The 13,726-nt window shown below is 35.0% G+C and carries 12 protein-coding genes; 1 reads left to right on the top strand and 11 read right to left on the bottom strand.

What is annotated here, in order from left to right:
• Positions 1 to 74: 74 nt before the first annotated feature.
• From RT261_RS07305 to RT261_RS07265, 9 genes are all read right to left on the bottom strand, one after another.
• On the bottom strand, positions 75 to 1,166 hold the full coding sequence (locus tag RT261_RS07305) for a dihydrodipicolinate synthase family protein (protein WP_313131217.1): 1,092 nt from the start codon (positions 1,164 to 1,166) through the stop codon (positions 75 to 77).
• The gene (locus RT261_RS07300; RefSeq protein WP_313131215.1) at positions 1,166 to 2,179 is read right to left on the bottom strand and encodes an NAD-dependent epimerase/dehydratase family protein; all 1,014 of its coding nucleotides are present in this window, start codon (positions 2,177 to 2,179) and stop codon (positions 1,166 to 1,168) included. Before RT261_RS07300 ends, RT261_RS07305 begins: the two co-directional genes overlap by 1 nt.
• Positions 2,180 to 2,383: 204 nt before the next feature.
• Complete coding sequence (locus RT261_RS07295; RefSeq protein ID WP_313131212.1) at positions 2,384 to 3,124, bottom strand: TetR/AcrR family transcriptional regulator; 741 nt, start codon at positions 3,122 to 3,124, stop codon at positions 2,384 to 2,386.
• Positions 3,125 to 3,208: 84 nt separating this feature from the next.
• Positions 3,209 to 5,437 carry a helix-turn-helix domain-containing protein gene (locus tag RT261_RS07290; protein WP_313131210.1) on the bottom strand — a complete coding sequence of 743 codons (2,229 nt, stop codon included), beginning with the start codon at positions 5,435 to 5,437 and terminating at the stop codon, positions 3,209 to 3,211.
• A gap of 148 nt (positions 5,438 to 5,585) precedes the next feature.
• Positions 5,586 to 6,581 carry a hydroxyacid dehydrogenase gene (locus RT261_RS07285; RefSeq protein ID WP_313131208.1) on the bottom strand — a complete coding sequence of 332 codons (996 nt, stop codon included), beginning with the start codon at positions 6,579 to 6,581 and terminating at the stop codon, positions 5,586 to 5,588.
• Between the two features lie 23 nt (positions 6,582 to 6,604).
• Entirely contained in the window at positions 6,605 to 7,468 is an 864-nt protein-coding gene (locus RT261_RS07280; RefSeq protein ID WP_313131206.1) for a carbohydrate ABC transporter permease, read from the bottom strand.
• Between the two features lie 17 nt (positions 7,469 to 7,485).
• On the bottom strand, positions 7,486 to 8,439 hold the full coding sequence (locus tag RT261_RS07275; protein ID WP_313131204.1) for an ABC transporter permease: 954 nt from the start codon (positions 8,437 to 8,439) through the stop codon (positions 7,486 to 7,488).
• A 2-nt stretch (positions 8,440 to 8,441) separates the two neighbouring features.
• Complete coding sequence (locus RT261_RS07270) at positions 8,442 to 8,564, bottom strand: hypothetical protein (protein WP_313131202.1); 123 nt, start codon at positions 8,562 to 8,564, stop codon at positions 8,442 to 8,444.
• A gap of 185 nt (positions 8,565 to 8,749) precedes the next feature.
• Entirely contained in the window at positions 8,750 to 10,402 is a 1,653-nt protein-coding gene (locus RT261_RS07265; protein WP_313131199.1) for an extracellular solute-binding protein, read from the bottom strand.
• A gap of 341 nt (positions 10,403 to 10,743) precedes the next feature.
• On the opposite strand from RT261_RS07265, the gene RT261_RS07260 reads away from it, so the two are divergent.
• Positions 10,744 to 11,622 (top strand): Gfo/Idh/MocA family protein, encoded by an 879-nt coding sequence (locus tag RT261_RS07260; RefSeq protein WP_313131197.1) that lies wholly within the window; start codon positions 10,744 to 10,746, stop codon positions 11,620 to 11,622.
• 438 nt (positions 11,623 to 12,060) lie between these two features.
• Here the strand turns inward: RT261_RS07260 and RT261_RS07255 are convergent, their stop codons facing one another.
• Together RT261_RS07255 and RT261_RS07250 are read right to left on the bottom strand one after the other, a co-directional pair.
• The gene (locus tag RT261_RS07255) at positions 12,061 to 12,285 is read right to left on the bottom strand and encodes a hypothetical protein (RefSeq protein WP_331665427.1); all 225 of its coding nucleotides are present in this window, start codon (positions 12,283 to 12,285) and stop codon (positions 12,061 to 12,063) included.
• 5 nt (positions 12,286 to 12,290) lie between these two features.
• The gene (locus RT261_RS07250) at positions 12,291 to 13,715 is read right to left on the bottom strand and encodes a sensor histidine kinase (RefSeq protein ID WP_313131195.1); all 1,425 of its coding nucleotides are present in this window, start codon (positions 13,713 to 13,715) and stop codon (positions 12,291 to 12,293) included.
• Positions 13,716 to 13,726: the final 11 nt, after the last annotated feature.

Raw genomic sequence — 13,726 nt, 5'->3', positions numbered from 1 at the left:
GTGTCTCCTCCTATACTGCATATTGATTCTCAATAGGTCTAAAACCTGTGAATTTGGGTGCAGGTACAAATTCGCTACATCCATTTTTCTTTGTTGGCTTCTATAAACTCATCATCATTCAGATGAGGATACATCTCATAAACTCTTTGTATTTCTTCCGCCTGCCCCGGTGAAAGGGTCTCCTTCTCATTCAGACACCAGATTCCTTTAAGAATTCCCTGTCTTCGCAAAACTTCATGAAGTCCTGCAATACAGCCTTTGAATTCATTTGCCGTATCAAAGAATGCAGCATTTGCATCTGTCACTTCCATTGCAAGCGTCAGAAGCTCTGCAGGAATGATTTCACTTTTTGCAGCCTCTTTCAGTCTCCTAAAAAGTTTTACAGCCGTATGTGTCCATACAGACCAATGACCCAGCAGGCCTCCTGCAAAAGATATTTCATAATCCTTTCCATCTTTGCTGAATTTGTACTTGGTTAATAAGTCCATAACAATATTGTCATCATTACCGGTATAAAGGGCGATCTGGTCTTTTCTTGATGAGAATGCCACTGCTCTGGCTACATCCAGTGTCTCATAGCGGTTAAAGGGTGCGGCTTTGATGGCTACTACATTATTTATTTCGCAAAACCTTTGCCAGTAATCAAAAGTCAGTTTTCTTCCTCCTACTGACTTTTGAAGATAGAACCCAATAACCGGAATAATTTTTGCAACTTCTTCACTTCGCTTTAACAATTCTTCTTCACTTAAGTTGTTTAATCCTCCCGGGCTAAGTAATACCGCATCATAACCAAGTTTCAGCGCCGTCTTAGCTTCTTCCACTGCTTGCCCCAGAGGCCCGCAGACACCTGCAATTCTTACAATAACTTTTCCTGTTTTTTTCTCAAATGCCTCTATTTCTTCCACTGCTATTTTTAGTACCGGCTCAAAAAGTCCTATCTTAGGATCTCTGATTTCAAATTGGGTTGTATGTACTGCAACTGCCAGACCACCCGCACCGCTGGCCAGATAATAGCGGGTAAGCATTCTTTGTTTCTCTTCGTCCAGTTTTCTGTCGGCCGTTAATGCAAGGGGATGAGCCGGTATAAAAGTACCCTTTTTTAATATGTTCAAAGCTTCTTCCTGTCTTGCTTTTAATATGTCCAATGTTACTTCCTGTCCTGCCATTAGTATTTGCCCTCCCTTTCTTCAAAATGAGTGGGTTTCCCCAGAGACCTTCCTCCTGCTAATATCCACTCTGCCTGCCAGCTAATTAGTGTTTTTAAAGAAACCGTGGGATATCCAAAAGTCTCCATGGCCAATGCAGAATTATTAAGCAAAGCAGCCGGAGCTTCTTCACCTGTAAATATTGGTTCTTTCCCCAGTAACTTACCTAATTCTCCAGCCGCATATCTTATGGAAACAGTTTCCGGACCTGTAATATTCATTTTAACAGGAGGGCATCCTGTATGAAGTAATGCCAGTAAAGCCATTTCATTGGCATCTCCCTGCCATATGCAGTTAAAGGCAGCTGCCGAAAGGCTAACTGGTTTTTCCTCCATAATATTCACCCCGATATCATGAAGAACTCCATATCTTAAGTCCACTGCATAGTTTAAACGGTACATAAAAACCTCTGTTCCATATTCTTTGGAGGCATACTCAAACATACGCTCCCTGCCAAGACAAGACATTGCATATTCACCTACCGGTGAAGGCTTTATATTTTCAGAAGCTCCTGAATTAACAGGCATCATGGGATAAATATTTCCCGATGAAAATACCACAATTTTGGAATGTTTGTATTTCTCCGCTACCAGCCCAGGCAGCCAGGTATTCATAGCCCAGGTCTGTGCTTCCTGTCCGTCGGTACCAAACTTACGTCCTGCCATATAAATTACATTAGGTACCTGAGGTAAATTTTCTAAAGCACCCGGCTTTAATAAATCCACACTAATTGTTTCAATGTCATGTTTCTTCATTAGATTGATAACAACCGGATCTGTAAATCTTGAGACTGCAATTACCTTATTATTTCCCTTTGCAGCTTTAATTGCATTATTTGCAAGAATAGCCAAAGTAGGCCCCATCTTACCCCCTGCGCCAAGAATCAGAATGTCTCCGGATATCTTAGACATACCGCTGATTAATTTTTGAGAGGGATTGGTTAGTTTTTCATTTAAACTATCTTCATTCCACATAATATCCCAACTTTCCTTTTACTTGTCTTTCTATTTTCTTTTATTCCAAACCTTTCTACTTTCTTATTCCAGGTCTTTCTATTTTTTATTCTAAGTCTTTATATTCTTTTATTCTCAGTCTTTCTATTTTCTTATTCCAAGTTCTTTTCTTATATTTTTGTAAATCCAAATAAGTAACCAGTTAGTTACTTAATGGTAAATTTTTTACTCTTTCAGCAGATAGCATAAGAACATATCCGTAACGTGCTCAATACGTTTGTTAATATTATCATCGTTATCCAGCCTTTTGCCAAATAGTTTGGATAAAGTAAAGCGATTTGAAAAATACGCAAAAATGAAAGTTAACAATGACAATATAACCTGTTCCGTATCTACTTGCGAGTGAAAAATCCCATCCTCCTTTCCCTTATTTATTATTTTTCTTAACAGTTCTAAAGTAGGGTCCTTAATTCCTGTAAAACCTTCATCTTCAATATACTTACCTTCATTCAGGTTCTCCCATTGAAGCAGTTTTACATAAGTGTTATTTTCTTTTAAAAACTTAAAGTAAAATTGAATGAGTTTTCTGATTGCATCTACCGGATCCGTTTTATCCGATAGAATATCCACTTCCTTATACCCAAGCCTTCCATACACTTCCACCAATACTGCCTTATATAATTCCTCTTTGCTGCCAAAGTATTCGTAATTCATTCTTTTATTAATACCTGCTTCATGGGCAATTTCGTCTACTCTGGTTCCGTAGATGCCCTTCCCGGCAAAAAGGATTTCTGCTGCAGAAAGTATATCTTGTTTGGATTTTTGTGGATTACGTTCTCTCATCTTTACACTCATTGTTATCACATTTGCTCCCAGATGTGATATGCCATCAATAAATAGTTGAAAGAATTCACTTATGGCATCCTTTCTTTCATTACATTTTCTTTCAACTTTTGAAAGAAGCACTTCATGGCATTCTTTCTATAATTTATTTTCTCTAAGCCTTAACTTCTTGATTCTTTATAACTTTTCATTTATTCCAGATTACTTTTATTTTGTATTGTACTTTTTTCTATATTCGGAAGGTGTAATTCCACAATATTTTTTAAATGTACTGGAAAATGTGCTTGGATTCAGATATCCTATTCTTTCTCCAATTTCATTGACAGGAATTTCAGAACCTTTTAGCAGTTCTTTGGCATGGGATATCCTTGCTTTATTTAAATATTCTATAAAATTCACTCCAAAAGCCTTCTTAAAAAAGTTGGAAAAGTATTTCGGTGTGGTGTTAAATACCTCTGCCATTTTATCTAAATAAAGATTTTCCGAAAAATGCAGCTGAATATACTGCAGTACAAAATCCTTATTTAATTTTCCCGAATCCTCCCCACGAATTTTATCTGTGGTTAATTTAACCAGACTATAAAAGAAATCTGTATAGTTTTTCGTAATAACAAAGGTTTTCATTTTTCGTCTGAATTCTTTTTCAGCTATTTCAATTTCTTTCTGATTTACATTCAAATGAACCATTATATTAACCATAGTATGGAATATATTATTTAAAATATATTGAAACTTAATAAAGCTTATATTGTTTTGAATATTCGTTTCTACTATTTGCTTTATCAGCTTCATACTTTCGTCCACATTACCGCTTAGTATGTAATTAGACAACTTTTCATCAAAATCCAACGGCATGTAAACATCATAGCTGTATTCATTTTTCTCTAAATCTATCAGTGTTTTCATATTGTTTATAGAGCGATATTCAAAACACATTTTAATTTCATCGAAAGCTTCTTTACAGTTTTGAGCTTCATCGTAGAACTTGCCAACTACTGCTGTTATGGTATACTCATTAAAAACTGTGTTTTGAAGCTGATTCTTCATTTCATCAATGTCTCTCACTAATTGATCTCTTTTTATAGACTCATTAATGCCCACTAAAGCTACCAGACGCATTTTTTCAATGTAAAATACAACAACAGATAGTTTACCCTGCCCTATATCCTCTAAAGAATCCTTAATTATTTTTCTGATTTCATCCGGCGCAATGGGAGCTGTATTACTATTTCCATTGTCGGGCTGGTCATTAATGGTAAATTCCAGTGCCACCATTAAGAATTGTTTATTAAAAAATATAGCTTTAAAATAGGTGTCAATCTGATCTTTCATTTGCTTATAAAAAGTTATGTCATCAATCATTTTAAAGAATATGCTGCGCATAACTTCTTCTTTCACATTATCCATTTTGTTACTTATTAATTTATTCTCCATCTGCATTTTTTCAATATGATTATAGATATATTTATAATTATTCTGATTCTTATCTTCTTCTTTCATACCTACCAGCCATAGAATCTTCTTTATAGGACTGTATAAATAAATACTTAAGATAAGTGAAATTGCAACTCCTGCTATCGTTGTCAAAAATAATATCAACCTGTTGTATTTAATGATAGAAATAGAACCTTCGTAACTATGGGGTACTTTGTTAATATAAGTAAAGGAATTGTATTCTGATTTTATTACATGATAATTATATTTACCCTTTTGAACGGTGGTTTCTTTATCGGAATCAACAATTATACCTTCCAACCCCTCCATATTATAATTGTCATCTGTGTTTATAATTACATTTTTATCTTTATCCAATATAATCAAAGAGGAACCCTTCATCATACTTTGTTCATTTACCTTTTTATACAACTTTGGCAGATCTACAAATACAACCATATTTTTTACAGTGCTGCTCATTTGATTAGAGGCTACAATAGCAAGTAATTTTCTGACTGTTTTACCGGAATTTCTAGTATCCTGGTAATAATCTTCCGGAATTATTTTCATTGGATGGCTTGTGACAGCAAAATTTTTCCAATACTCAGAAGCATATTTATCACTTTTATATTTGTTTGAAAAAATACTTTGAAAACTTTCCGTACCGGATAATGTTAAAGCTAAATCAGAATCTTTAAAGAATACAACAAAATCCGCAATAAAATCCTGGGAGATCAACTGGTTCACGTTTTTCATCAGAAGATATGCGTTATTCATGTTCACATTATTATGTCCTTCTGAGTCATGTATGTTATATGGCAATGTATCTATCGTATATATAATATCATTGATTTCTTTAAAATTTTCTTCAAAGGACTGAATAACACCATTTACAACAAGTTCATTATTAATTTCAGCCTGTTTAAACATTTCATTCATGGAACTTCTATAAATATAATAATTAGAAAGAAACATAATCGAGATAGCAAATAATAAGACCATAAAAATTTTTAGTAAAGACTTATTGAACACTCCATTTTGCACACGCAATTTCATCTTCAAATTCATTTTCCTTTCCCGGAAGTATCTATTAATTTGATTCTAACTACTTTATTAGGGATTGTCAAACTTTCTTGCTATACGGCCTTAACTACCTTGTCATTCGGTTTGCATACTCCATTTTTATTTCATACTTTAACTCTTCTCCTTTAAAAAATCTCTCTATATCCTCCAGAATTCCCAGTGTGCAATTTTTTCTCCGATCAATAGTGGGGCCTCCCATATGGGGAATCAAAATTGCATTGTTTAACCCCCGCAGTTTACTCCCTTTTTGCAAGGGTTCTGTTTCATACACATCAAGAACAGCTTTAAATCTACCTGTTGAAAGTTCATCTGCCAAAGCTTCTTCGTCTATCAGACTTCCTCTGGAAGTGTTCACAAGGAGGCTTCCATGGGGTATTTTCTTAAGAAGTTCCCTGTTAATCAGGTGGTAGGTATCCTCTCTTTGAGCCATATGCACGGAAATAATCTTACAGGTTGTAATGATCTCTTCCAAAGACCCCCGTTGTACTCCATATTCTTTGTATATATCATCGGTCTTGTGTTCAGAAAATACTTTTATCTTTACATGAAAGGGTTTTAACATAGTAACCAGTATCTGTGCCGTCATTCCAAAGCCGATTAGGCCCACTGTCTGATCCAGAATGCTTTCGTTATAATAGTTCCCATCATGCCAGCGTCCCTGATGAACTTCATTGTTGTAGTAGGGAATATCCCTTAATGCACTTAATATGTATGCCAGGGTTCCTTCTGCAAGAGACTGGGCAAAAAACCAATTGCCGCTGACCATCTTAATACCTCTTTCATAAATTGCATTACTGACTACATTCGTTAAAGAACCACCTGTATGGGCTATTATCTTTAATCTATGAGCATGTTCCAAGGCTGTCTCATTAAATTCACTGCTGCCCCATCCACAGATACAGACATCTATGTCTTTTAATCTTTCTTTTAGTTCTTCACTGGACCAATTATTTTCTGTATTGTTCCATACCACATTACCCAAAGAATTTATCCGGTCTGCAACCTGAGCAGGTATAAATGTGTCTCTGACGGACCTTTTGGGAATGGTGACTAAAATATTCATGGTTTCATCCTCCTTCATTCCTGTCATCCTTTTACGGAACCCAGCATGATACCTTTTGCAAAGTACTTTTGAGCAAAGGGATATAGCAGTAATACCGGAATCATAGAAAGGAATATGGTTGCATTCTTCATTGCCTCTGGTGTAATCTGAGATACGGTCATTAAATTAGGATTGGAAGCTGTGTTTTCAATCAGCATATCCCTTAATACCACCTGTAGTGGATATTTATTTGTACTATTTAAATAAATAAAAGGTATAAAATAGCTGTTCCAGTGTCCCATAAAATAAAACAGAGCAATGGAGGCTAAAGCTGGTTTCGATAGGGGTACTACTATTTTAAACAATATTCTGTACTCAGAAGCTCCGTCAACAATGGCTGCTTCATAGAGACTTGGTGAAATGGATTCATAAAAACTTTTCAATATTAATAATTCCGTTGTCCATATGGCATTGGGAATTATCAAAGCCCACATAGAATCAATCAGCTTTAATTTCTGAACCACTATATAGGTAGGTATCATACCGCCGCTAAAGAACATGGTAATAACGATTGCAGTAACAAAAAACTTACGGCCGAAAAACTCTTTTTTTGATAGGGGATATGCCCCTAAAATCGTCATTAACAAATTAATTACAAGTCCTACTGTAGTGTATATTATGGTGTTTATATAGGATCTGGGTATTCTTGAATCCTGCAGAATCATCTTATAAGCATCCAGATTAAAACCTTTCGGAAAGAATGTTACTTTATTCTGAACAATATATATGGTATCACTAAAGGATACAGCAACTACATAAATAACCGGATAAAGCATAACAATTCCCACCATCAGCATGATTAACGTATTTACTATATCAAACATAGTTATTTTTTTCTTATCTTTCATGTATGCCCACCCCCTCGTTACCATAAGCTTTGTTCCGATAATTTTCTGCTGACTCTATTTGTAATTAGCAATAATATTAATGCAACAGCTGATTCAAATAAACCTACCGCAGCTGCATAACTGTAATTTGACTCCAGCAGACCTTTCCTGTATACATAGGTCGAAAATACGTCTGCTACCTTATATGTAGTTGGATTATACAGTAATAGTATCTTTTCATAACCGATACGGAATATATTACCTGACTTTAATATAAACATGGTAGCGATAGTAGGTAACATACTTGGTAGGGTAATATACCATATGGATCTTACCCTGCTGCAGCCGTCCACTCTTGCAGCTTCATATAAGGTTGGGTCGATACCTGCTATGGCCGCAAGATAGATAATTGCACTATATCCCATGTTACTCCATATTTCTGATGTTATGTAGATGGTTCTAAACCATTTAGGATCCGCTATAAAATAATGTTTCTCCATTCCAATAGCACTTAATAAGGTATTGATAATACCATGATTGGGAGAAAGAAAATCAATTACCATACTGCTGACAATTACGATGGAAAGAAAAGACGGCAGAAAACTTATAGTTTGTACGCTTTTCTTAAAAGCTGTATTTCTTACTTCATTTAATAAAATTGCAAAAATTATCGGGAAGGGAAACGTCCATAATAAGGTATAAATTCCTAGTAAAAATGTATTTTTAAATAACAGGAAAAAATCAGGACTGCTAAAAAATTTAATAAAATGCTTAAGTCCTACCCAGGGACTTTTTAGAAAGCCTAAATATATTCCATAATCTTGAAAAGACATAGCTAAACCAAACATTGGACCATAACGGAATATTAAATAAAATGCAGCACAAGGAAGAAAAATAATCAGTAACTGCCTGCTTTTCTTTAAGCGTTTCCATGTATCTTTCCGCCCGGGTTTTTTATTTTGTGTCGTTAAAACTGCTTGAGAAGTATTCATGTTTACACCCATTTGCATATTACATCTGTCTGAATATGTGGTACTTTTCTACAGATGTGATACTGCCATAAATTGCTGAAAGAATCTTTTGCGGCAACCTTTCTTTCTATATTTTCTTTCAACATTTAGTCATTTTACTCGGAAATGAAAGGGTCTGCTGCAAATCTGTCATCATGAGCGAATAAATCCTTAGCATCTTAACAGGAAAAACTTTACTCCCAAAATGACATATGAATTCTTTTGCAACAACCCCTTCACTTCAGACCTTGGTCTATGGTTAAATCGTTAAAACTTATTTGGTATCAAATATTTATTCGGCATTAAATCTGGCCTGAGCAGTATTGTAAGCATTTTCAAGTTCTGATGCACCAAGTTTTTCAGCATTTCCAAGCCATTCATTCCATTGTGACTCGCCGTAATTTTTGTCCAGAACATACTGCACTGCAAATTCAACTCCTGCTTTTTGTATCGTTGTTTTAAGTTCTGCTATTTTGGAAGTCTCTTCATTTGTAAATTTCAAAACCGGATCAAGTGCTTCATATTTCATACCGTTATTAATCTTATCCTGTGACTCCTGTTCTTTTTCTGTGTAGTTAAAATATGTACTTCTGGGATCTATATTTAAATACATACCTTCTACCCATGCACCGTATCTTTCTTCCAAGGTTTTAATATCCACTTTATCTACATCGGTTATATTCGGATAAGTTACTTTACCCTCTGCATCCAAAGTATAGTGTTCTCCTTCAATACCTAATGTAATTAATTCACTTCCAGATGGACTGGATAAGTAGTCAAGAACCTTTAATGCAACTTCCGCATTCTTATTGTTAGCAACTGCAATACCAAAGTTAATAACCTTGGAAAGAGATCTTACATTACCGGTTGGGCCTACCGGATTGGCATATCTTAAATCATAAGTTGGAATAGTTCCTTTTACTTGTTCATAGAACATATCCAGTCTGCCGATCCAGTCGAAGGTAACAAATGAGGTGTTTTCTGCTGCCATCTTAGCTGTCCAGGACGCATCGGTATCTGTTATAAATTCAGGGTCTAATAAGCCTTCATTATATAGCTTCTTCATAAAGTCAATCATTTCTTTAAATTCAGGCTGAATAGTAGATAATTTCCATGTCTTTGTTCCTTCATCATAATATACCGGATAGTTTGCATTTTCTGTACCAATTCCCCAGCCATATCCCCAATCTTTAAATATTGCATCCTGAGTCTTAGACGCATAAGGAATGGAATCCGGATAAATCTCTTTCAATTGTTTTAATGCCTGATAGAATTCTTCTGTTGTTGTCCACTCCTTAATACCATGTTGATCAAAAATGTCTTTTCTATATAAGAAGCCATGGTTTACATCTCTGCTTAATCCATATACAGGCCAGGTATAGATATTACCTTCATCATTGGAATAGGACTTCATTACCCAGTTGTTTTCTCCATTGTCTACATAAAGACTTTTAAAATTCGGGAGACTGTCAAGATGTTCATTAATTGCAACAAAAGCACCTTGGCCACCTAAGTTATTGATTTCGGTTACATTACCGCCGGTAATAATATCAGGAATACTTCCGGAAGCAAGGGTAACTTTAAGCTTATCCGCAAAACTGGTGGAAGGATACGTTTGGATGTCAAGAGTTACACCGGTTCTTGCTTCAATTTCTTTAATAACAGCTTTGTTAGACAGATCCTGAACACTGCTTGGTACCATCCAGGTTATTGTTGTTGGTTTATCAACTAAGGGAAGTGTTAATCCGCCGGTATCACCATATTGATTGGTTTCCTCCGCTGGCTGCTCTGCTTCTTGTGATGATTCTGAACTCTTTGTTTCCTTAGTCTGTGTATCCTCAGTTGATACTTGGTCTGTGTCTTTCGGTTTTTCTTTTCCACAGCCTGCCAGTAAGCCTGCACATAGTGAAACCGCCAACACAAGTGATATAATTTTTTTCTTCATTTCTTTTACCTCCTCCTTTTTGGTAAATTCATCTTAGCATTTAAGTTTTAATTCGTATATATTGCAATTTCTAAAGCTTTATATATTTCCTCCCTTACTTTTTATTTTTCTAAGACCCTTTGATTCAGCGGGTTTTCCCATGTGTAGAAAAACAAATATGTGTAGAAAAATATAAAGTGTCTTTTTATTCAAGTTGACAGACAACCTTGTAAATGCTACCATATGAGTGATTTTACCACATATTTCAAGTTAAGTTAGATTAGATAAATGTAAAGAAAAACATCTTAACAATTATATGCTGACGCCTAAATTCCCGGTGTTTTGGCAGAATGGAGATTGATATGATACGAATTGGTATACTTGGTTCCGATAGCAGCCATGCTTTAGCATTTGCAAAATTGTGTAATATTCCAGATTCTGATACTGGAGAATATAACTTCCCGGATGTTCGTATAACGGCTATCTACGGTCATGATGAAAAAGAGACTGAGAAAACAGCCTTTCAGTGTAAAATTGAGGAGATTGTCTCTTCACCAGAGGAATTAGTTGGTAAAGTAGATGCAGTTATGATTCTATTCCGGGATGGAAACCTACATACTCCATATGCAATACCGTTTATAAAAGCAGGGATTCCGGTTTGGGTTGATAAACCTTTAACCGTTACTGTAGAGGATACAAGAACACTGCTAATGGAAGCAGAAAAATATAATTCTTTAATCACAGGAGGTTCTACCTGTAAATATAGTTACGATGTATTAGAACTTAGTAAAATTATAAATGATGGTTCTGTTGGGAAAATATTATCCGGATATATTAACTTCCCCGGCGATATAGACAGTCCTTATAACGGAATATTCTTTTACGGGCCCCACATAGTAGAAATGCTTTTTACCATATTCGGATATAAGGTAAAATCCTTAACAACAATAAAACGTAATTCCAACATTCTTTGTGTAGCTGACTACGATACCTACAGTGTTGTACTAGATTTCACCAAAGATTTAGACCATAGTTTCTGTGTAATTCATGGAGATAAAAAAAGCCATGTAGGCGAAATCAAAATAGATTCTTCCACCTACAAGGCTGGTTTGGAAAAGTTTATCGAAATGCTTAAAACAGGTATTATGCCTCTTTCCCTTGATAAATTAGCTGCTTCAACACAATTTCTTGCGGCAGTTAATGAATCACTGGAAACAGGAAAAACGGTTTATTTAGATTAGGACGCTTTGCCTAAGTAAGGTTAAAGAGGAACTTAGAGAATAGGGGATATCGGTTACTTGTTCCATAGGGAACTTCGATGGTTCTAATATTATAGGGATCGCTTAAAGCATATTGAAAAATCGAGAACTCCTCGGCGTTGCCTCGTCAAACATCTCGATTTTTCAATATTGGCGCGATTCCTATAATATAAGAACCATAACGAATTTCCCAAAGTCACTAGTAACCGATATCCCCTATTCTCAAAGTTCATTTTACGTTTTTGAGGCAAAGCTGTGTATTGGGAAATATCTATAAATATTATTTAAAAGATAATACTTACTGCAAAGAGATACGTTCGAATTCTTGCAGTAAGTATTTTTCTGCAGATTTATGTTTAGTTGTAGCATTCATGTAATTACGTAAAAGAATTAGCTACAGACTTTTTTATTAAGCATTTATTAGTCAAAACGTCTGCTTTCACTTTCTTCTCTTATATGAGTATGGCAGCTTTTCTTTTTATTACCGCCAAATATCATAAACAGCATTCCACCCATCATAATAGGGCATATAAACGGTGCAATAAAACCTAGAACAGTGGCTGCTACAGGGCTATACCTTGCAACAACTGGTAACGACAATAGGATTAGGATTGGTAATCCGCAGCAGATAATCATGTGCATCAAATGTTTTATAATCTTTCAGGTAAACTAATGATAAAATTAGTTCCTTCCTTCTTATTACTCTCACATTTGATTTCTCCGCCGTGCTCTTCTATGATATATTTACAGATGGATAGACCTAAACCTGAGCCTGGTATACTCATGTTTCTGGAAGGTTCTCCTCTATAAAACTTATCAAAGACATAGGGAATATCTGTAGTTCCAATGCCTTGCCCATTGTCCCATATTTTGATACTTAATTGTTTCTCCGCTTTTATGTAAGAAACGTCAATCCCAATTTTTCCGTTTTCCCTTTTGCCATACTTGATACTGTTATCTATGAGATTAGTCAATACCTGAGTAATTCGGTTTTCATCAAAATTTATTAGCAGGTTTGGTGCTGTATTATTATAAAAGAATTCCATTTGATTATAATTTACTACTTCCTTCTGCTCCATTGCCACTTGCGTGATATAGTCATTAAAGTACTGTTCTTTCTTGGTAATGGTGAGCTTATTCAGTTCTGCATTAAAATGTTCTAATAGGTCACTAATCATTTTATTTAATAATTCTGTTTTTAATACAATGATTTCAGCATATTTATATACCTTCTCACTATCTTTTGCCATGCCGTCCCGAAGTCCCTCGCTATATGCTTTAATAGTAGAGATAGGAGTTTTTAAGTCATGGGATATACAAGTAATCAGTTCTTTCTGACTCCTTTTTAATTCTTCTTCCCTATTACGTTTTTCTTTTAATTCATCCCGCATTAGTTCAAAGTTGTAAGAAAGTTTATCTATATCATTATGCATTAGCCGATTGCTTCTCGCCTTTACAACGGGCACATTATAGTTTCCAACAATTATGGCTTTAGAGGACTGGATGATTTCATTCACAGGGTAGATAATGTGTTGTTTCATATATCTCCTGTTTATGATAATAAGAGCCAGCACCAGTAAAGTACCTATTATAACCGGCATAAAAATATTAAGGATAACTTGCTGTTCTTCAATTCCAATTGCTTCCCCTCTTGGCATAAAAAATGCTGCAAAGCCTAATGTATGCCCTGCCTCCTCCAATGCAAAGGTTGTTTTTACTATATTGCTATCATTTATGTACATACTCTTATCGATTTGTATGAATTCATTTACATTTACTTTATCATTTATGTAATATCCTGTCTTGTCGCTGTATAAGATATTTCCATCTATATCTATGATTACAACCGGATAGCCACCTTTTTGATAGCCGGAGGATTGAAAACTGCCTTTTATAAAACACTCCTTAACCAGATTTATTTGATCTGCTGTTAACATTCTGGCATTGTTATAATAGGTATATTCTTTATAATTTTGATACTGTTTGATGCTGCTAAAGATACCTGTTATGAGAACTGTTATAATGATTATATTTATGATTAATTCCTGTTTTAGAAATATTTTTTGCTTCACCATAATCAATGTAA

Source organism: Anaerocolumna sp. (assembly GCF_032079385.1).
In the GTDB taxonomy this organism is placed as follows: Bacteria; Bacillota; Clostridia; order Lachnospirales; family Lachnospiraceae; genus Anaerocolumna.
This window is presented reverse-complemented; position numbering and strand designations above follow the sequence as displayed.